At 62.1% G+C, this 20031-nt stretch carries 13 protein-coding genes and 2 pseudogenes; 12 read left to right on the top strand and 3 right to left on the bottom strand.

Annotation, left to right across the window (positions count from 1 at the left end; all coding sequences use genetic code 11):
* The first annotated feature begins 270 nt into the window (after positions 1–270).
* The 7 genes and pseudogenes from aceE to JO965_RS48750 all read left to right on the top strand — a co-directional run.
* Positions 271–2931 (top strand): pyruvate dehydrogenase (acetyl-transferring), homodimeric type, encoded by a 2661-nt coding sequence (aceE, locus tag JO965_RS43825; RefSeq protein ID WP_203447840.1) that lies wholly within the window; start codon positions 271–273, stop codon positions 2929–2931.
* A gap of 69 nt (positions 2932–3000) precedes the next feature.
* Complete coding sequence (gene aceF / locus JO965_RS43820; protein WP_246777315.1) at positions 3001–4269, top strand: dihydrolipoyllysine-residue acetyltransferase; 1269 nt, start codon at positions 3001–3003, stop codon at positions 4267–4269.
* A gap of 43 nt (positions 4270–4312) precedes the next feature.
* On the top strand, positions 4313–6466 hold the full coding sequence (gene lpdA, locus JO965_RS43815; RefSeq protein ID WP_203447838.1) for a dihydrolipoyl dehydrogenase: 2154 nt from the start codon (positions 4313–4315) through the stop codon (positions 6464–6466).
* A 48-nt stretch (positions 6467–6514) separates the two neighbouring features.
* A complete protein-coding gene (phaP, locus tag JO965_RS43810; protein ID WP_203447837.1) occupies positions 6515–6925 on the top strand; it encodes a TIGR01841 family phasin in 411 nt (136 codons plus the stop codon).
* 78 nt (positions 6926–7003) lie between these two features.
* Positions 7004–9349 (top strand): NADP-dependent malic enzyme, encoded by a 2346-nt coding sequence (locus JO965_RS43805; RefSeq protein WP_203447836.1) that lies wholly within the window; start codon positions 7004–7006, stop codon positions 9347–9349.
* A gap of 26 nt (positions 9350–9375) precedes the next feature.
* Positions 9376–10755 (top strand): dicarboxylate/amino acid:cation symporter, encoded by a 1380-nt coding sequence (locus tag JO965_RS43800; RefSeq protein WP_203447835.1) that lies wholly within the window; start codon positions 9376–9378, stop codon positions 10753–10755.
* A 26-nt stretch (positions 10756–10781) separates the two neighbouring features.
* Positions 10782–11000: pseudogene (locus JO965_RS48750) on the top strand (hypothetical protein); the annotation flags it as partial.
* A gap of 55 nt (positions 11001–11055) precedes the next feature.
* Here the strand turns inward: JO965_RS48750 and JO965_RS43790 are convergent.
* Together JO965_RS43790 and JO965_RS43785 are read right to left on the bottom strand one after the other, a co-directional pair.
* Positions 11056–11763 (bottom strand): IS6 family transposase, encoded by a 708-nt coding sequence (locus JO965_RS43790; protein ID WP_203447833.1) that lies wholly within the window; start codon positions 11761–11763, stop codon positions 11056–11058.
* A gap of 1101 nt (positions 11764–12864) precedes the next feature.
* The gene (locus JO965_RS43785) at positions 12865–13530 is read right to left on the bottom strand and encodes a ParA family protein (RefSeq protein WP_203447832.1); all 666 of its coding nucleotides are present in this window, start codon (positions 13528–13530) and stop codon (positions 12865–12867) included.
* 1190 nt (positions 13531–14720) lie between these two features.
* Between JO965_RS43785 and JO965_RS43780 the strand changes: the two genes are divergently transcribed.
* The 4 genes and pseudogenes from JO965_RS43780 to JO965_RS43765 all read left to right on the top strand — a co-directional run bounded on the left by JO965_RS43780 (position 14721) and on the right by JO965_RS43765 (position 18096).
* Positions 14721–14969 carry a ParB N-terminal domain-containing protein gene (locus JO965_RS43780; protein ID WP_203447831.1) on the top strand — a complete coding sequence of 83 codons (249 nt, stop codon included), beginning with the start codon at positions 14721–14723 and terminating at the stop codon, positions 14967–14969.
* 344 nt (positions 14970–15313) lie between these two features.
* Entirely contained in the window at positions 15314–16330 is a 1017-nt protein-coding gene (locus tag JO965_RS43775) for a sorbosone dehydrogenase family protein (RefSeq protein ID WP_246777314.1), read from the top strand.
* A gap of 177 nt (positions 16331–16507) precedes the next feature.
* Positions 16508–16747, top strand: a pseudogene (locus JO965_RS43770) (MBL fold metallo-hydrolase); the annotation flags it as partial.
* A gap of 209 nt (positions 16748–16956) precedes the next feature.
* Positions 16957–18096 carry a site-2 protease family protein gene (locus JO965_RS43765; RefSeq protein WP_371827043.1) on the top strand — a complete coding sequence of 380 codons (1140 nt, stop codon included), beginning with the start codon at positions 16957–16959 and terminating at the stop codon, positions 18094–18096.
* A gap of 123 nt (positions 18097–18219) precedes the next feature.
* On the opposite strand, the gene JO965_RS43760 is transcribed toward JO965_RS43765, so the two are convergent.
* Positions 18220–18774 (bottom strand): Spy/CpxP family protein refolding chaperone, encoded by a 555-nt coding sequence (locus tag JO965_RS43760; RefSeq protein WP_246777313.1) that lies wholly within the window; start codon positions 18772–18774, stop codon positions 18220–18222.
* A 199-nt stretch (positions 18775–18973) separates the two neighbouring features.
* Between JO965_RS43760 and JO965_RS43755 the strand changes: the two genes are divergently transcribed.
* Positions 18974–19999 carry a class I fructose-bisphosphate aldolase gene (locus tag JO965_RS43755; protein ID WP_203447830.1) on the top strand — a complete coding sequence of 342 codons (1026 nt, stop codon included), beginning with the start codon at positions 18974–18976 and terminating at the stop codon, positions 19997–19999.
* The last annotated feature ends 32 nt before the right edge of the window (positions 20000–20031 follow it).

The raw sequence follows: 20031 nt of genomic DNA, 5'->3' as shown, positions 1-20031 counted from the left end.
TTGTTCCTGGGTGGGATACTGTCGTGAGGCCCTGCTTAACGTCCTGAATGGCTGTGATATGGAAAATACTCAGGCCTGAGGAGAATGGTTGCAAGAACTTCTCCATCTGAGTTTTCACAACGGGAACCGAATGCGTTACTGCTGAGTTTACATCAACCAGCTAACCTAGGTTAGTCAGCACAGCTGTTCGGCCGAACCCAAGTCATCAGCGTACCCACGTCTAAGTAATCAGCGCACCCGCGTCTGACGGGAGGCGCCTGGGAGGTGACGGTGGACCGCAGTCGCGACCTTGATCCGATCGAGACCAGAGAATGGCTCGACTCGTTGAATGGTGTTCTGGAGGTCGATGGCCCCGACAGAGTCCACTTCCTCTTGGAACAAGTGATAGACGGAGCCCGACGCAAGGGTGCTCCTGTCCCGTACTCGGCAACGACCCCCTACGTAAACACAATTCCTGTCGAGCGGCAGGAGCCCCATCCCGGTGACAGGGCCATCGAGCACCGGATCCGATCGGCGATCCGCTGGAACGCCCTCGCCATCGTGCTCAAGGCCAACAAGGAATCCTCCGAACTCGGAGGTCACATTGCCAGCTTCCAGTCGGCGGCAACCCTCTACGACACCGGCTTCATGCATTTCTGGCGGGCAGCCTCGGATGAACATGGCGGCGATCTTGTTTACATCCAGGGCCATTCCTCGCCAGGTATCTATGCTCGTGCCTTCCTCGAAGGCCGCCTTACGGAGGAGCAACTCCTCAGCTTCCGTCAGGAGGTCGAGGACAAAGGCCTGTCGTCCTATCCCCATCCGTGGCTGATGCCCGACTTCTGGCAGTTCCCAACAGTCTCAATGGGGTTGGGCCCATTGATGGCGATCTACCAGGCCCGCTTCCTCAAGTACCTGCATTTCCGAGGCTTGGCCCAAACCGAGGAACGCAAGGTCTGGGCCTTCATGGGCGACGGCGAGATGGATGAGCCGGAGAGCCTCGGCGCGATCTCGCTGGCGGGACGTGAGAGGCTCGATAACCTCATCTTCGTCATCAATTGCAACCTGCAGCGCCTCGACGGACCGGTGCGGGGCAACGGCAAGATCGTCCAGGAGCTCGAGGCCAACTTCCGGGGGGCCGGCTGGAACGTCATCAAGGTGCTGTGGGGCTCGGGCTGGGATGCTCTGTTCGCGAAGGACACGAGCGGCATGCTCGTCAAGCTAATGGAGGAATGTGTCGACGGCGAGTACCAAGACTTCAAGTCCAAGGACGGTGCCTACATCCGGGAGCATTTCTTTGGCCGTTATCCCGAAACCCTGGCGCTGGTCGCCGACATGTCGGACGACGAGATTTGGAAGCTCACCCGCGGCGGGCACGACCCGAGCAAGGTCTATGCGGCTTATGCGACCGCCGTCAAGCATAAGGGCCAGCCCACCCTCATCCTGGCCAAGACTGTCAAGGGCTATGGCATGGGCGAGGCCGGCGAGGGCCAGAACATCACCCATCAGCAGAAGAAGATGGGTGAGGCGGTGCTGCGCCAGTTCCGCGACCGCTTCCAGATCGGCCTGACGGACGAACAGCTCCAAGAGATGCCTTTCATCCGCTTTGCCGACGATAGCCCAGAGATGCGCTATCTGAAGGCCCGCCGCGAGGCGCTCGGTGGCTATCTGCCATCACGTCGGCAGAAGTCCGATCCTCTGAACGTGCCTTCGCTTTCCGCCTTCGAGCCGCAGCTCAAGGCGACGGAGGGACGCGAGATCTCGACCACCATGGCGTTCGTGCGAGTCCTCAACACGCTGCTGCGGGACAAGACCATCGGCAAGCACGTGGTCCCGATCGTACCGGACGAAAGCCGCACCTTCGGCATGGAAGGCATGTTCCGTCAGTTCGGCATCTTCTCCCAGGTGGGCCAGCTCTACCGGCCCGAGGACGCCAACCAGCTCATGTTCTACAAGGAGGACAGGTCAGGCCAGATGCTGCAGGAGGGCATCAATGAGGCTGGTGCGATGTCGTCCTGGATTGCGGCCGCGACGGCGTATTCGACCTCGAATACGCCAATGATCCCGTTCTACGTCTACTACTCGATGTTCGGCTTCCAGCGAGTCGGCGACCTCGCCTGGGCAGCCGGCGATTTGAGGGCGCGGGGCTTCCTGATCGGTGGTACGGCGGGACGTACCACATTGAACGGCGAAGGCCTGCAACACGAGGATGGCCACAGCCATCTGTTCTCGGCCACGATCCCCAACTGCATTTCATATGACCCGACGTTCTCGTATGAGGTCGCCGTCATCGTCCAGGACGGCCTGCGCCGGATGTATGCCGAACAGGAGGATGTTTTCTATTACCTGACGGTGATGAACGAGAACTATGAGCATCCCGCCATGCCGGAGGGTGCTCAGGAAGGCATCCTGAAAGGTATGTACCTGTTCCGGGAAGGACAGGGGCCAAAGAAGGGATCTCGGGTGCAACTCCTCGGCAGCGGCACGATCCTGCGGGAGGTGATTGCGGCCGCTGATCTGCTGGCTCAGGACTTCAACGTCGTGGCCGATGTGTGGAGTTGCCCGAGCTTTACGGAACTCGCCCGCGGGGCAATGGCGGTCGAGCGTTGGAACCTGCTTCATCCGACAGAAGAACCGCGCAAATCCCATGTCGAGACCTGTCTCGAGGGCCATGAGGGGCCGGTCGTGGCTGCGACCGACTACATGCGCGTCTTTGCCGATCAGATCCGGCCGTTCGTGCCGCGCCGCTACCGCGTGCTCGGAACGGATGGGTTCGGCCGCTCCGACTATCGCAAGCGCCTGCGCGACTTCTTCGAGGTCGACCGGCACTGGATCGCGGTGGCGGCGCTCAAGTCGCTTGCGGATGGGGGCCAAGTGAAGCCCACCGTCGTGGCCGAGGCCATCGCCAGGTACGGCATCGATCCGGAGAAACCCGCGCCCTGGACAGTCTAGGCATCGCGTAGCGAAGTCATCGAAATGGCGACCCGCCCAACGAGGTTGCCTGATCGGAGGAGGAACGCCGTGGCAACCGAGGTGAAGATTCCTGATATCGGCGACTACAAGGATGTGCCGATCATTGAGGTGCACGTCAAGGAAGGGGACACCGTTAACGAGGATGACCCTCTCGTGTCACTGGAATCAGACAAAGCCACCATGGAGGTGCCGGCGCCCTCTTCGGGGATCGTCGAGAAACTGCTGATCAAGCTGGGGGACAAGGTCAGCGAGGGTCATCCCATCGTGCTGCTGAAGGACGGCAGCGCCACCATGCCCGAGCCACCGTCACTCATCGAGCAGCAGGAGCCATCTCCTCCGCCCGCCCGGCAGCCACCGCAGCCAGCCACGCCTACCCCAGAGCCAAATGGGCAAGGCGCCCAAACAGATTTCGGGCAGGTCCACGCTAGTCCGGGCGTGCGGCGCTTGGCACGGGAACTTGAGATCGATCTTACGACTCTCCGCGGAACCGGTGAGAAGGGACGGATCACCAAGGAGGATGTGAAGGCAGCCCTCAGAGGCCCGGCAGCGCCCGTTTCGGCGCCAGCTTCTGCAGGCGGGATGGGCATCCCCGAAGTTCCCGTGGTCGATTTCTCCAAGTTCGGCCCGACCGAGACGCGTCCGCTGTCGCGCATCAAGAAGATCTCAGGCCCGCACCTTCATCGCGCCTGGCTCAACGTGCCGCTTGTTACACATCAGGACGAGGCAGATATCACCGAAACGGACGTCTACCGGAAGGAGCTCGATGCCGCCGCCAAGGACAAGGGCTATCGCGTGACGCTGCTCGCCTTCCTGATGAAAGCCTCCGTGTCAGCCCTCAAGCAGTTCCCCGAGTTCAACGCCTCTCTAAATCCCGAGAAGGACACCCTGATCCTCAAGCAGTACTATCATATTGGGGTGGCGGTCGACACGCCGGAAGGGTTGGTTGTGCCGGTGATCCGCGATGTCGATCGCAAGGGCATTGGCGACATCAGTCAGGAGCTTGGGGCGGTGTCGAAGAAGGCCCGCGACGGCAAGCTCGGGGCCACCGACATGCAGGGCGCCTCCTTCACGATCTCGAGCCTCGGAGGGATCGGTGGCACCGCCTTCACGCCGCTCGTCAACGCACCCGAGGTTGCGATCCTGGGGGTTGTGCGCTCCCGGATGGCGCCGGTCTGGAATGGCGAGACCTTCGAGCCGCGCCTGATGCTGCCGCTGTCAGTGTCGTACGACCACCGCGTGATTGATGGAGCTCTGGCCGCCCGCTTCACGCGCCATCTCGCCCATGTGCTGGAGGATGTTCGCCGCTTGGTGCTCTGACCCGGCGAGCCCCAATGCCTGACCCGTTCTGGGAGACAATGTGATGAGCACATCGATCGAGATCCATCTGCCTGACATCGGCGACTTCAAAGACGTCCCGGTCTTCGAGGTGCACGTTCACCCCGGCAGCAGGATCAGCGTCGACGATACGCTGATTACGCTGGAATCCGACAAGGCAACGATGGACATTCCGGCAACGGCGGCCGGCACTGTCCGCGAGGTCAGGGTGAAGACGGGCGACCGGGTCTCGCAGGGCGATTTGATCATCACCTTGGACGCAGAGGGAGCGCCCGCCATTCCGCCCAAGGAGCGGATCAAGGAGGAGGCTGCTCCGTCGCCCGGCCAAGGCCAAGCCGGTTACGGCAGTCCTAGTGGGGTGTATGAGTCGGTTGAGGTCAGAATCCCCGATATCGGCGACTACACGAACGTGCCGATCATCGAAGTCCATGTGCAGCCGGGAGCCACAATCAAGGTGGACGACCCGTTGATCACGCTGGAGTCCGACAAGGCGACCATGGAGGTGCCCGCGGCCCAGAGCGGCACTATCAGGGAGGTCAAGGTCAAAGTGGGGGATCGCGTCTCCCAAGGCGATGTGATCGCTGTCATGGAGGGCGGCGCAGGTACCTCCGCGACGGCGCTTGCTGACCACGCGCCCGGCCAGGGCCAGGCGGGCTACGGATCATCGGCGCTCGAGGCGCGGGCCGGGCCGAAAGGGGATAGACCCAGAGCACCGGCGCCAACCGCAAAGCCTCCAGTCGCGATGACCGGCGACTTCCATGCCGAGGTGCTGGTGCTCGGGGCTGGCCCGGGCGGCTACACTGCGGCCTTCCGGGCCGCGGATCTGGGCAAGAAAGTCGTGCTGGTGGATCGCTGGCCGAGCCTTGGGGGTGTTTGTCTGAATGTGGGCTGCATTCCGTCCAAGGCGCTCCTACACGCCGCCAAGGTCATTGACGAGACAAAGAGCATGGATGCCCACGGGATCAGCTTTGCTGAACCTTCTATCGACATCGAGAAGTTGCGTGGTTGGAAGGACGGCGTGGTGCAGCGCCTCACGGGCGGGCTGGCTGGGCTCGCCAAGCAACGTAAGGTGACCGTGGTGTCGGGGATCGGACGGTTCGCTTCCATGAATCAGCTCGAGGTCAGATCGGAGGACCGTGCAACCAAGATTGTGAGCTTCGAGCAGGCCATCATTGCGGCCGGATCGGAGCCGGTGAGGCTGCCATTCATTCCGCACGACGATCCGCGGGTGGTCGACTCGACAGGAGCACTTGAGCTGGACGGTGTCCCGCAGCGGCTGTTGGTCGTCGGCGGCGGCATCATCGGCCTGGAGATGGCTACCGTCTATCATGCGCTCGGCGCCAAGGTGACGGTGGTCGAGCTGATGGACCAGATCATCCCAGGCGCTGACAAGGACATCGTCACCCCGCTGATGAAGCGGATCTCCAAACAATATGAGGCCATCCACCTCAAGGCGAAGGTCACCAAAGTCGATGCCAACGGGCAGGGACTGACCGTGCACTTTGAGGGCGGCAGCGCCCCAGCCACTGACACCTTCGACAGGATCCTCGTGGCGGTCGGTCGTAGGCCGAACGGCAAGCTGATTGGCGCGGAGAACGCCGGCATCGTGGTGGACGAGCGCGGCTTCATCCCGGTCGACCGGCAGATGCGCACCAATGTTCCGCACATCTTCGCCATCGGCGATGTCGTTGGCCAGCCCATGCTGGCCCACAAGGCGGTGCACGAGGGCAAGGTCGCAGCGGAGACCGCAGCCGGCAAGAACGCGTTCTTCGACGCCAAGGTGATCCCGTCTGTCGCCTACACCGATCCGGAGGTCGCCTGGGTCGGCCTGACCGAGAACGAGGCCAGGGCGAAGGGGATCAAATACGGCAAAGGAGTATTCCCCTGGGCCGCAAGCGGCCGCTCGCTGTCACTTGGACGTGACGAGGGTCTCACCAAGGTGCTGTTCGATGAAGCCACAGACCGGATTATCGGCTGCAGCATTGTCGGTCCGTCTGCAGGCGACCTGATCGCCGAAGCCGCGCTCGCCATCGAGATGGGGGCGGATGCGCAGGATATCGGGCTGACCATCCACCCGCACCCGACGCTCTCGGAGACGATCGGCATGGCGGCGGAAGCCTTCGAGGGCACGATCACTGACCTCTACATGCCAAAAAAGGAGCCAACGAAGGCGCATTGAGCCGACGTGGGGACGCACACAGAGCGATGCCAACGGAAGGAGACAGTTATGGTCGGAAAGCAGGGTTCAACGATAGGGACAACCAATGCCGCCGGTGTGCCTGAGAATGTGAGGCAGGCGGCTGAGACCACCCTCGCCCAGGCGAAGCAGGCCGTGGACCAGTACCTGCACCAGGTAAACAACCTTCAAGAAAAGGCGGAAGCCTCCGTGCAGGTGGTGCAGTCAGGCGCACGCGACATAAATCGGAATATGCTGGCTGCGGCTGAGGCCAACATCAACGCTACCTTCGATTTCGCACAGCAACTCGTGCAGGCCAAGGATCCGCAGGAGATGTTCGCCCTGCAGCAAAGATTTCTTCAACAGCAGTTCGAACGGGTGCGCACTCAAGCGCAGGAGGTTGGAGGCGCCGCCGCGCGCACCGCAGCTGACCTCGGGAGCACTGCACGCCCAAAGGGCTAGCCTGCTCAAGACAGGCTAATCCAGTTCGTAAGCTCTCACGCCTTGCACCGCTGTCATCCACCACTGAGGGACACGATCATGAGCCAGGAAATAAACTTCAAAGCATCGGCTGCCGGGGCGAGCCCATCCGAATCAGATGCCGATGAACTCCTGGTCAAGGCGGCCCTCGATTATCATCGCTTCCCGACCCCGGGGAAGATCACGGTCCTGCCTACTAAGGACATGACCACGCAGCGCGACCTCGCGCTGGCCTACTCCCCCGGGGTGGCGGCCGCGTGCCTGGCCATCAAGGATGACCCACTCGAAGCTGCGAACCTGACATCGCGCGGGAACCTGGTCGCTGTGATCTCCAATGGCACGGCCGTGCTAGGCTTGGGCAATATTGGCGCGCTTGCCGGCAAGCCCGTCATGGAAGGCAAAGGCTGCCTGTTCCGCAAGTTTGCTGGCATCGATGTGTTCGATATCGAGATCGATGAGACTGACCCGGATAAGCTCGTCGACATCATCGCCTCTCTCGAGCCGACCTTCGGGGGCATCAACCTGGAGGACATCAAGGCGCCCGAATGCTTTGTAATCGAGACGAAGCTGCGCGAGCGTATGAAGATCCCGGTCTTCCATGATGACCAGCATGGAACGGCGATTGTCGCTGCGGCGGCAGTCCTCAATGGCCTGAAGGTGGTTGGCAAGCGCATTGAAGATGCCAAGCTCGTCTGCTCCGGAGCCGGTGCGGCGGCGATTGCCTGTCTCAATATCTTGGTTGGCCTGGGCGTGCGGAAGGAGAACATCCTCATCACCGATTCCAAGGGGGTCGTGTACCAAGGTCGCTCCGAGGCCATGGACGAGCAGAAGGCGCAGTATGCCCGCTCGACATCCGCCCGCACCCTCGGCGAGATCGTGGAGGGTGCCGATATTTTCCTCGGCCTCTCCGCCGCCGGTGTCCTCAAGCCCGAGATGGTGAAGGCGATGGCGGAGAGACCGCTGATCCTGGCACTCGCCAATCCGGATCCTGAGATCCGGCCGGAGCTTGCAAAGGAAGTCCGGCCCGACGTGATTATCGCCACTGGGCGCTCCGACTATCCCAACCAGGTCAACAACGTCCTCTGCTTCCCGTTCATCTTCCGCGGCGCCCTCGACGTTGGCGCGAGCACCATCAATGAGGAGATGAAGCTTGCGGCGGTCCGGGCGATCGCCGAGCTCGCCCAGGCCGAGCAGTCGGACGTCGTGACCGCTGCCTACGGCACGCATGACATCAGCTTTGGTCCTGACTACCTGATCCCCCGCCCGTTCGATCCGCGGCTGATTACGAAGGTGGCGCCGGCCGTTGCCCAAGCCGCGATGGAAAGCGGCGTTGCGACACGGCCGCTGCCGAACATTGAGGAATATCGGCGGTCCCTCCAGCGGTTCGTCTACACCTCTGGAACGGTGATGCAGCCTGTCTTCGCCGCGGCGGCCGAGTCCGGCCGCAAGCGCATCGTATACGCGGAAGGCGAGGACGACCGTGTCCTTCGCGCAGCCCAAGTGGTGGTCGACGAGAACCTTGCGACGCCGGTCTTGGTCGGCCGGCCAGATGTGATCGCCCAGAAGATTGCAGCGGTCGGCCTGCGTCTGCAGCCCGGCCGTGATGTCGAGATCGCAAGCTTCGATGAGCAGGACGCTATCGCTCAGTTCGCAGAGGCCTATTACCAGCAACGCAAGCGGCTCGGTCTGTCCCGGGATGTCGCCGCGGCCGAAATGCGGCGCAACAGCACCCTGATCGGGGCGATGCTGCTCTGTGGTGGCAAAGTGGATGGTCTCCTGTGCGGGACGTTCGGAGCCTACGGCAATCATCTGCGTTATGTTGAGGAAGTCATCGGTCTGGCCGAGGGCGCGCATAGCTTCGCCGCGATGAGCCTGCTCCAGCTGCCGCGGCACACGGTCTTTATCTGCGATCCCTACATCCACCTCGACCCAACGGCCGAGGAGCTTGCAGAGATGGCCACACTGGCCGTAGCCGAACTGAGGCGCTTTGGGCAGGTGCCGCGCCTCGCCCTCGTCTCGCACTCCAACTTCGGGACTGCTAGCGATCCAGCTGCCCGCAAGATGCGAGAAGCTCTCAAGCTCATCAACCAGCGATCTCCGGATCTCGAGGTCGACGGTGAGATGCATGCTGATGCGGCGCTCAGCAAGCCGTTACTGAACCGCATCTTCCCGGACGCACGGCTTTCTGCCGAGGCGAACCTCCTGATCATGCCGAACTTGGATGCAGCGAATGCCACCTTCAACGCCCTCAAGATCGTCGCAGGGCAGGGGATCAGCGTCGGACCGATCCTGCTTGGCGCGGCCAAGCCTGTCCATATCCTCACGCCCACAGCGACCGTGAGAGGGATCGTGAACATGACCGCATTGACCGCGGTGGCCGCCGGTTCAGCGGCCCAGGCCGGCTGATCGGGTCTTATCGACGGAGACATGCAATGGCAACGGTAACCCCGACAACGACCACCCTGGCATCGCACCACCACGGCCGGTGGTATCAGCACCTCTATGTCCAAGTTCTTGCTGCGATTGTGCTGGGTGTCCTCCTGGGTCACTTCTATCCGTCCATCGGCGAAGCAATGAAGCCCTTGGGCGACGCCTTCATCAAGATGATCAAGATGCTCATCGCGCCGATCATCTTCTTCACGGTCGTGCATGGCATCGCCAGCATGAGGGATATGAAGAAGGTCGGCCGGGTCGGCCTAAAGGCTCTGATCTATTTCGAGGTCGTGACCACACTCGCCCTGGTGATCGGACTGATCGTCGTCAACCTATGGCAGCCGGGTGTTGGCATGAATGTCGATCTCTCCCGCGTCGACACTTCGTCAATCGCGACCTACACCACGAAGGCCAAGGATCAGAGTACGATCGCGTTCCTGATGGAGATCATCCCATCGACGGTTGTTGGCGCCTTTGCGACCGGTGAAATCCTCCAGGTACTGTTCTTCGCGATCCTCTTTGCCTTTGGCTTGCAGGCTCTTGGTGCGCATGGCGAGCCGGTGCTTCGCCTCATCGACATCGTCGGTCACATCTTCTTTCGTATCGTCGGCTTGATCATGAAGCTGGCTCCGATCGGTGCGTTCGGCGCGATGGCGTTCACGATCGGCAAGTACGGGGTGGGAACCCTGCTGTCGCTCGGCAACTTCATGCTGGCCTTCTACACGACTTGCCTGCTGTTCATCTTTGGCGTCCTGGGCGGCATCGCGGCGCTGTGCGGATTCTCCATCTTCAAGTTCATCCGGTACATCAAGGAGGAGTTGCTGATTGTCCTCGGCACCTCATCGTCGGAATCGGTGCTCCCTCGCATGATCGCTAAGATGGAGAACTTGGGCTGCGAGACCTCCGTGGTCGGGCTCGTGATCCCCACCGGATACTCCTTCAATCTCGACGGAACCTGCATCTATCTGACGATGGCGGCCGTATTCCTCGCCCAAGCGACTAATACCGATCTAACCATGACGCAGCAGCTGGGGATTATAGCCATCCTCCTGCTTACCTCAAAGGGAGCGGCCGGAGTCACGGGCTCGGGCTTCATCGTGCTCGCCGCAACACTTGCCTCAGTGGGCACGATCCCGGTCGCGAGTATAGCCCTGATCCTTGGCATAGACCGGTTCATGTCGGAGGCGCGGGCACTCACCAACCTGATCGGCAACGGACTTGCAACCGTCGTTGTCGCGAAATGGGAAGGTGCCCTCGATGAAAAGCGCCTCCATCAGCGCTTGAACCAGGAGACGGATCTCGAAGCCGATGAGCCAGAAACGGTGAAGGTGGCGGATGATGTAGCCGAGGCGGGTACCCCACAGCCGATCCGAGTGTGAGCGGCAAGCCCGAGGGAGTGATAACGATGTCCGACGAGCGTAGTTCGGATACACGTGCGGACCATCAGCAGGAGCCCACCTCACAGGCCCGTGCCGAGCCGTCTCTCCATCAGATTGTGGTTGTTGGCGGCGGTGCGGCGGGGCTGCAGCTCGTGACCAAACTGGGAGACCGGCTTGGCCGACACAAGAAAGCACAGGTGACGCTCGTCGAGCGATCCAGGACCCATATCTGGAAGCCTCTCCTGCAGGCATCGTCAACTTAACGACTTGAGACAGGTTCACCCCTTCAGGGGCGTCGGATCAGGCACTCGCGGCGCTGGTCACCTCGCTCCAGACTCGGAAGGCCTGAGCGCGGGACGCGCGATGATCAGCGGCATTGGTGTTGGCAGGACGGCGGAAGAGGTTTGCAACCCGGTCGTGAACTGAAAGGAAGCGTTGGGCCTGTCCGGCAGATTTGAAGCGCTTCATGATGCGCTCGCGTCGTCGGGTCGGCTGGTGACTGTTTTCGGCTCGATTGTTCAAGCCTTTATGCTGGCGATGCTCCACACCCGGCATTACAGCTTTCTTCGCGGCGGCATAGCTGGCCAGCTTGTCCGTGATCATCACGCGTGGAGTGATACCTTGCTTCTTGAGCAGCTTGCGCAGCAAACGCTTGGCAGCTTTGGCATTGCGCCGGCTCTGGACCAGGATGTCGAGCACGACCCCATGCTGGTCGACGGCTCGCCAGAGCCAGTGCTTCCGGCCCGCGATATTGATCGCGACCTCATCAAGGTGCCATTTGTCCCCAGTTGCCGGAAGACGCCTGCGGATCTGGTTGGCAAAGCTCTGCCCGAACTTCAGGGCCCACTGCCGGACGGTCTCATAGCTCACAAGGATCCCTCTGGCCGCCAATATCTCCTCGACCATGCGGAGGCTGAGTGGAAACCGGAAGTACAGCCAAATGGCGTAGCCGATCACTTCAGCCGGAAAGCGGTGGCGGGCATAACGAGGAGTATGGATCGGTTTCATCCCTCACGGATAGCCCGATCCAGGTCACCCTTCGGTTAAATTGACGATGCCGGCCGAGTTTAGGGAGGAAACGCGCCACGGGGAGGCCGTGGCGGAGGGGTCATCTACAGCGCATCTGGCTCGAGACAAACCGGAAAGTGGTTGCCCCTGCCATGCGCAATGAGCATGGAGCGGATCGGAAGCGTTTACCCCGTGTTTACAGGTTCAGCGCTTTCGCTCAAGGGGTGCAGCCTCCGCCTGTGCCGTGCGGACACCACGGGCCGGTGGCTGTGGCGGAGTTGGCGCTTTACGCGCAATCGAGCCAGTCTGGGGAACTCCCGTCTGCGGCTGACGACCTGCAGATGAGACGGCTTGAAGCGGAGGGCGAGCCATGACTGGCTTTGGCTGAACCAGGACCTTCTCTTGGGACAGGCGAGCGATCTCTTTCCGAGCAAAACCCGACGATATGCTGGACTCCGGGACCTCGGTCGCTGGGCTCTGACCTGCTCGCAATTCGGCAACTGGTGCCGATGCCTGACGCTCAGGTTCCGCGGTCGACCCGCGTGATCCCGAAAGCAGGCTCCATCCCGCGACAGCGCCCAATCCCAAGACGACGGCGGCGGCTTGGTAGCGGCGCGGGAGAGTTCGCGTGAGGGCCTGAAACATCGAAGCTCCTGGAGCAGGAAGACCATGGCTGGAGGACAACCATCTGGATCAGAACGGTCGGTTGGTGGCACTCACGGAATGAGAGCCTGTGTGCCTCAGAATAGGTCGATCATGGTAGTTGAACCGTTAAGATGCGATGGCGTGATAGGTCCGCCGACGCGTCGAGCTCGTTTAGGTTAGACTTCCTGATGCCGTAAACTTCTTGTCAAAATAACTGTTCGAAAAGTAGCTGTCACCGGTCTCCGGTTTTGTCGTAGGTCCGGATCAAGGACAAGAAAGCAATTGGTCCGACGTGTCGCTCTCATGCAGTGAGCAGATAAACTGCTCGGCCAACGGTTTTCGCCGTTTGCAGACATATGTCGCACGTGACTTGTGCATCAGGCGGGTCATGTCAAAGTCGCCCAAGATCACGCGGGTAACCCAATGGATTGGGAGCCAATTATTGGCCGAAGTCGCTCAGGCGGATTGAATGTGTTTGCCCGTCATAGCCTCGATTGCCTCAAAGCTCCTTGTCAGCGCTCGCCATAGGTTGCCGATCTCCTCCGATCCGGACGACCTGGAACTGAACTCGTTAACCCCGGCTCCGTGGGCCAGGGAGAGCGACAGTTCAGGGTTGTGTGTAATCTGACCCGCCCATGTCGGAACATCGAGCGCCTGCATCGCCCCTCGAGCGTCCCTAACCATCGGGTCATCCGAGCCATTCTTGGCCGGCGCGGCGTTGATCACCACTGCATAAGGCTTCTTCAGCTCACGGCAGACCTGGATCGTTGCCTGAATGGCGTCGACATCGAACAGCCCCGGACGCATTGGAACCACGACAAGGTCTGCGTGCCAAATCGCCTCGGCCACTGCGGTTTCGGCATTGGGCGGCGTGTCGATCAAAACCCATTCGACTCCATCGCGCCGCGCCTTGGCCAATGTGGCCGCGAGATGCTTGGTGCCGACGTGGAGCGAAAGATCCCCTGTGTCCCGGACCTTATGCCAAAGGGCCAGAGATCCCTGCGGGTCTGCGTCAATCAGGAGCGTCGGCTGAGAATGCGCGGCCATATAGCTCCCCAAATGCGCGGCAAGGGTGCTCTTTCCAGAACCGCCCTTGCGGGAAGCAAAAACCAAAACATTCATGCCAGTTCTCCCACTCTGGGCAGATCGATGGTGGTCGTGATTACGAGGCTGTAACTGCGTTGGAACGCGTGCCGAAACCAAACGAGGCGCATGAGCGCGCCCCGCTTGTTGTCGTGGAAAGACCTGCTCGCTGTCCCAGATCGATCAGGCAATGCATAGTCGCGCGCGTATGGTTAACAGAAGATTGATTCCGGCCACGGATTGATGATCTCTTTCCATAACTGCGCTCGTCCTGACATCGCGTGTGCCAACCGAGTTGAAATGTCGCTGTTCGCACGATGGAGATACTCAAGGCTGATATTTCGGCCTGCATCTATCAGGAACCAGACGCTGGCCAGATGAAGCCAGAGGAGCGCCTTGCTCTCCGGCACCCACGAATTGTTTACCCTAACCGCGACAGGATCCGTGCACCGGGCAGGCGGTGACTCTGCCCGAACAGCTACTCTGGTGTCGCTAGTGAATGGCACTGGAGGTGTCGGAGGGCTTCCTCTCCACTGATGCCCCGGCTGAGGGTTTCAGACAGCACCCTCAGCCGGGGCGCGGACTGCCCGCCATCAACCCACGTCTGATGCATCGGTGCTGGCCAAGAGGAGACGGCCGTGGCCCGCAACTATTCAGCGGATCCGCCCATCAGAGCTTCGATGGAGATTGAGTGGCACGTCTCATGGTCTCAGGGACCGCATCCCTGGAGCGCCTTGTGGCGCACGTCAGCCCATGTCAAAAGGAACCCGGCGCAGAGCCGGGTTCGGGTCGGTGGGACAGTCAGGAGCATCAAAAGGGCTGCTGATTAACACCTGATGCCCTGGGTCCGTTCCTGCCGGATACCCGGTTACACGCCCCTGCGGCTGCGGGAGAAATACCAGATCGCGGCGGCGACAATAATCACCAGCAGGATGATCCACCAGTAGTCTGCGATCCCGCCGCCCATGGCCGCGGGGGGAGCGCTGGGCGCAGGGGACGGGGGCAGGGGTCTGCGCCCAAGCCGACGACACGGCCAGGAAGAGAACGCCCATCAAGGCTGTGAGTTTGCTCATGAGATGTCCCCGTGTGCGGAGGCCCAGCACAGCGACGCCACCCTCCTGCCAAGCTGACCTTCTCAGGCAACGCAACGTGGGATCGCATGTTCCTGGGCAAGCCGATCCGCGGCGCCTAAGCTTTGATCATCATGACAAGCGACTGAAGCCGCCGGGATGATGAAGAGGCAGACGCTTGCCATCGCCGATGTCTATGTGCCGGTGCGGCGGCGTCACACGCTTGATCCGCACAAGGTTGCAGCCCTTGCCGAGAGCATCATGGAGAAGGGGCAGCAGGCGCCTATTCTCGTGCGACCCGACGGCTCGCGGTTTGTTTTGGTCGAAGGCTTGCATCGGCTGGAAGCCTGCAAGGCTCTCGGTGAGGCGACGATCGCCGCCTACTTCGTTCAGGCTCGTCAGCATTGATCCGTAGGAGGCCTTGCGAAGCAGTTCGAGCGGTTCGCCGCAAATAGCCTACCGTTCACTCTGGCATCGCTGTGTCTGTTGCCAGACAATCGCGCCAGAACCAGGATCCCTGATCCTCCCTGGTTGAAGCATGGCAGATGAGCGGCTGAGCGTAACGGTGAACTGGCCTTCGCCTTTAGATCCGGGCCAGCAGCTCTGCATTCTTGGCGGGGATCCTCCTGACCGACGGATCCTGGCAGAGCGCGGGTTGCACTATCCCTGATCTCCCCAGTCCCTGCGAACTCGTGAGTTTCCAAACTCAGCGGTCGGCGCATAAATGAGCTGTTTGAGCCGGTCGCGAGGACATGATGCACCTTGGCAAGCGGTTCTGGTCCTTAGCTCTTGCCGGCCTCGCCACCGCCAGTCTGGTCCCACCGTGCCTTGGCCAAACCGTCCATGCCGCACCCGGAGCCCGCGTTGCGGTGTTCGCCCGTGTGCCGGCTGCCCGTGCCATGGCTATCTGCGGCGATGCGCTATACGTCGGCACCAAAGGCAACGCGGTCTATGGCATCCCTCTGGCAGGTGGGCCGGCCGTGCGGGCCGCTTCCAGGCTCGTCGCCTGCTTGGGGAACAGGCTCTACGTTGCATCGCGCGACCGCATCTCAACTTTTACGCCAGTGCCTGGCGGGAGACTGGCCAACCGAGCCGATCTGCCGATCAGGCTGCCGAACCAGGCCCACCACGGCCTGCGCTACATGCAAGCCGGGCCAGACAGCCGGCTGTACATCTCAATCGGCTCGCCGTGTAACATCTGCCAGCCCGAGGGTTTGCAGGGGACGATCATCAGCCTCAGCCCAAACGGCGGGGACCTTCGGCGCATGGCCTGGGGCATCCGCAACTCGGTCGGCTTCGATTGGAACGGCGGCACCCTGTATTTCACCGACAATGGCGCCGACGGGATGGGAGACAACACACCACCCGACGAGCTCAACGAACTGCAGTCCGGTGCCTTCTATGGCTTTCCGTATTTCGGCGGTCGGGTGCGATTGCGCGGCTTCGAGGCGGCAGTTCCGCCCGCGCCCCAAACCCCACCTGTGTATGAGTTCCAGGCCCATGTCGCGACGCTCGGGCTTCATTTCTATCGCGGTGCCATGTTTCCGGAGTTGCGCGGCGAGGCGCTGGTTGCCGAACATGGGAGCTGGGATCGCAGCACCCCGGTCGGGTACCAGGTCGTGCGGCTGCGTGTGGGCCGCGGCCGCTCCGGCAACGGGCAGCGTTTTCTGAGCAGGGTTGGACGTCCGGTTGACGTCAAGGAGCTGCCGGATGGGTCGATTGTCGTCTCTGATGACGCGGGTGGTCGGATCTGGCGCGTCAGCCGCTGATCCAGCCGCAAGATAGCCAAACACGGCAGAAGCGCCGATAGCGTGTGGAGAGGTCCCCGCTGCCACAGACTTCTTGTCAAAACCTTTCTTCAATGAAATTCATCATCTGCTGGCAAAGTTAGAATGTCCTGACTCTGCAAAGAAGCAATGTTATTCTGCGGTAGCAAGTGAACTGGTGCCTGGGAGACCACAGTTGCCGAGGCGAGGAACAACGTGCATCTGAAGGACGGTGTCACCGAGGACGAGTTCGTGGCCATGCGTATGGCGCGCGACGCGAAGCTCGCAGCACCGCGGCTGCTGCTGCCCTCGATCCAGACCAACATCCGCGCCGGCAAGTTCCCGCCCGCCGAGGCGAACGGTGTCCGGTACCTGCGGATCCCGGTGAAGCTGAAGGGCGGGGCCGAGGACGTCGTCTAACCCGTCCATGGCGCCGGCCGAGCCAAGGGCCGGCGCTTCTTCATCTGAGCGTGACTGTCACTGCGCCGAAACGGTGTTAAAAACGTCTCTACTTGGGTTTGCCACCGGAATTCATGGCTGTCGCAACTCAGCTTGCGGGGTGCCCTCGCATACTGCCACGAGCTCACCGTATTGCTCCTGACTTCCGAACCGGCTCCACCAGCCCTACCTTGAGCGTCGCCAGCTCGCTTGGAGACCCTCATGCTCTGGTCGATCCCGATTGCCCGCATCGCCGGTACCGTGGTGCGTGTCATGTGACCTTCCTGCTCTTCCTGGTCTGGATCGGCGGAGCGCAGTGGCGGCTCGGCGGGCAGGAGGCGGCGTTCGAGGGCGTGCTGTTCATCGTGCTCCTCTTCGCCTGCGTGCTGGCGCATGAGTTCGGGCACATCCTCGCCGCCAAGCGCTACGGCATCCAGACGCCGGAGGTAACGCTCTGGCCCATCGGCGGCGTGGCGAGCCTGAAACGAATCCCAGACAACCCGCGCGAGGAGCTGGTGGTAGCCGTGGCAGGTCCGGCCGTGAACGTGGTGATCGCGGGCCTTATCATTCTCTTCCTCGGCATGAGCCTCGACACCGCTGCGATGACTGAGCTGGAGAACCCGCGCGCTGGTCTCATGGCACGGCTTGCGGCCGCCAACGTCTTCCTCGTGGTGTTCAATCTAATCCCCGCCTTTCCCATGGATGGCGGTCGGGTGCTGCGGGCGCTGCTGGCCATGCGCATGAACCACGTGGAGGCGACCCGCATCGCGGCCCGGATCGGCCAGGGCGCGGCCTTCCTGTTCGCGCTGGTGGGGCTCTTCTTGAACCCGATGCTCATCGTCATTGGCCTGTTCATCTATCTCTCGGCAACGGCCGAATCCCAGCATGTGGCCTTCAAGAACGCGACCCTGGGGCTGCCGGTGCGCGCCGGCATGGTGAGCCCGGTCGAGGTCCTGGCCACCGCCTCAACCCTCGATGATGCGGTCGACCTCCTGCTGCGCACCTCGCAGAAGGAGTTCCCCGTGGTGGACGGCTCAGGATTCCCGCGCGGCCTCCTCACCCGGGATGGCCTCATCGTGGCCCTGCGCCAGGGCGGCCCCGCCACACCGGTTCTGGAGGTGATGACACGGGACCTGCCGACGGTGCTCGACTGGCAGCCTTTCGATGCCGCGGACGCGCTTCTGAATCAGTCCAAGGCTCCGGCCCTCCTGGTGCTCGACGCCAGGCAGCGGCTCGTGGGGCTCCTGACGCCGGAGAACATCGGAGAAATGATGATGGTCCGCAGCGCTCGCCCCGATTGGCGCTTCCGCAACCGCCAATCCTATGCGTGATGGCGGCCGACCAAGTCCTTTTCCACCGCAATCCTGAGGATAGCGACGGAATGAAGGCTCCTATTCGGGAGCTGGGCAACTGCTGGGTCAATGGGGCCGCCATTACGAAGCCGACCGGTGGCCTCAGCGGTCGTCATCGTCGTCATCATCATCGCCGAACCAGCCGCGCATCAGGGCGCGACGGCCCGGCCCCATCATACGGCTCATCATGCCGCGGGGGCCAGCCCGGAGGAGCGCCTGGAGCCGGCGCTTCTGGGCATCGTCGAGTGTTGTATAGAGCGGAGCCGCGGCATCTGCGAGTTCCCGCATCGCGTCCGCGCCCTGGGCCATTCGGTCCGCCATGCTGCGGAGCAGAGCGACGGGATCGTCGGCTGTCATGCCGCGGCCCTGGCGCATGGTCTGCATGTGGGTGAGGTGCAGGTTCGCGAGATTGCGCATGGCGTCCTCGACGGGAGGCCACAACTTCTCCTGCTCGGTGGTCAGCTTCAGGCCGGCCTTCAACGCCGCGATGTGGGCATCGACGAAGGCGCTCATGTCCTCAGGCGAGAACCGGCCCAACATGCCCCTGCCCGGACTGCCCATCATGCCGCCCGGCATCCCACCGCTCTGCGCGCTGGCCAAGCCGCCAAGAGCGAGAAGACCTCCGACGAAAACCGCGACAGGAATCAGCTTTCTCATGGCGCTCCTCCTTCGCACCGCATTCCCGCCTGGTAGCATATCCTGCCAGTGAGCCTGACCATGTCCAAGAATGTCCTGATAGTTCGGCTAGAATATGGTTCACCGCAGCCGCGTTTGGCGAGCTGGGAGCCCGAACCATGCGTTCTTGCGTTGGATACAGAGAGGGCGCCCTCAAGCCGATGATTCGTGGAGGAAGGTGATGGATCTTGCGCAACTGGCACAAACCGCTGCAGCCATGGTGCAGCCCGGTAAGGGCATCCTGGCCGCCGACGAAAGCTCGGGCACGATCAAGAAACGCTTCGATGCCATCGGCGTCGAATCCACGCCCGATAATCGGCGCGACTATCGCGAACTCCTCTTCCGCTCGACTGACGCAATGAGGAACCACATCTCCGGCGTCATTCTCTACGATGAGACCATCCGGCAGACTGCAAGGGACGGGACGCCTCTGGTGACGCTGATCGAGCAGACCGGCGCAATTCCCGGCATCAAAGTGGATCTCGGCGCCAAGCCGCTGCCGTTCTGCCCCGGCGAGACGATCACCGAAGGCCTCGACGGCCTGCGCGAGCGCCTCACGGAGTATGCCGGCCTCGGTGCCCGCTTTGCGAAGTGGCGGGCCGTCATCGACGTCGGCGAGGGCATTCCGACCTGGACCGCGGTAAAAGCCAATGCCCATGCCTTGGGCCGCTATGCAGCGCTCTGCCAGGAGCAGACCGTGGTGCCGATCGTCGAGCCCGAAGTCCTGATGGACGGCGGGCACGACATCGACCGCTGCGCCACCGTGACGGAGTTCGTGCTCAAGACCGTGTTCCAGGAGCTCTATGAACAGCGGGTCGTGCTCGAAGGCATGGTGCTGAAGCCCAACATGGCGATTGCCGGCAAGAAGTCGTCACGGCGGGCCTCCGTCGTCGAGGTGGCCGAGAAAACCCTCATGGCGCTGAAGCGGTGTGTGCCCGCCGCCGTGCCCGGCATCGCGTTCCTCTCGGGCGGCCAGTCGGACGAGGAGGCGACCGCCCACCTCAATGCGATGAACCGGATCGGCGGCGCCCCCTGGCGGCTGACCTTCTCCTATGGCCGTGCCCTGCAGGCAGCGCCCCAGAAAGCTTGGTCCGGCAAGCAGGACAATGTCGCTGCGGCTCAGCAGGCCTTTACCCATCGGGCCAGGATGAACGGCCTTGCCTCTGTGGGCCAGTGGGAGCGCGAGCTGGAGGCAAGGGCGACCTGAACGCAGCCGCACGGCCTGTGAGAGAGCCGAAC

The sequence above is a fragment of the Microvirga sp. VF16 genome (assembly GCF_016864375.1).
Lineage (GTDB): Bacteria > Pseudomonadota > Alphaproteobacteria > Rhizobiales > Beijerinckiaceae > Microvirga.
This window is presented reverse-complemented; position numbering and strand designations above follow the sequence as displayed.

Coding starts and splice junctions, on each gene's coding strand:
- JO965_RS43785 (WP_203447832.1), bottom strand. CDS start 13,530: ATGAATGTTTTGGTTTTTGCTTCCCGCAAGGGCGGTTCTGGAAAGAGC.
- JO965_RS43800 (WP_203447835.1), top strand. CDS start 9,376: ATGGCAACGGTAACCCCGACAACGACCACCCTGGCATCGCACCACCAC.
- JO965_RS43805 (WP_203447836.1), top strand. CDS start 7,004: ATGAGCCAGGAAATAAACTTCAAAGCATCGGCTGCCGGGGCGAGCCCA.
- JO965_RS43755 (WP_203447830.1), top strand. CDS start 18,974: ATGGATCTTGCGCAACTGGCACAAACCGCTGCAGCCATGGTGCAGCCC.
- phaP (WP_203447837.1), top strand. CDS start 6,515: ATGGTCGGAAAGCAGGGTTCAACGATAGGGACAACCAATGCCGCCGGT.
- JO965_RS43790 (WP_203447833.1), bottom strand. CDS start 11,763: ATGAAACCGATCCATACTCCTCGTTATGCCCGCCACCGCTTTCCGGCT.
- JO965_RS43775 (WP_246777314.1), top strand. CDS start 15,314: ATGATGCACCTTGGCAAGCGGTTCTGGTCCTTAGCTCTTGCCGGCCTC.
- JO965_RS43760 (WP_246777313.1), bottom strand. CDS start 18,774: ATGAGAAAGCTGATTCCTGTCGCGGTTTTCGTCGGAGGTCTTCTCGCT.
- JO965_RS43780 (WP_203447831.1), top strand. CDS start 14,721: ATGATGAAGAGGCAGACGCTTGCCATCGCCGATGTCTATGTGCCGGTG.
- lpdA (WP_203447838.1), top strand. CDS start 4,313: ATGAGCACATCGATCGAGATCCATCTGCCTGACATCGGCGACTTCAAA.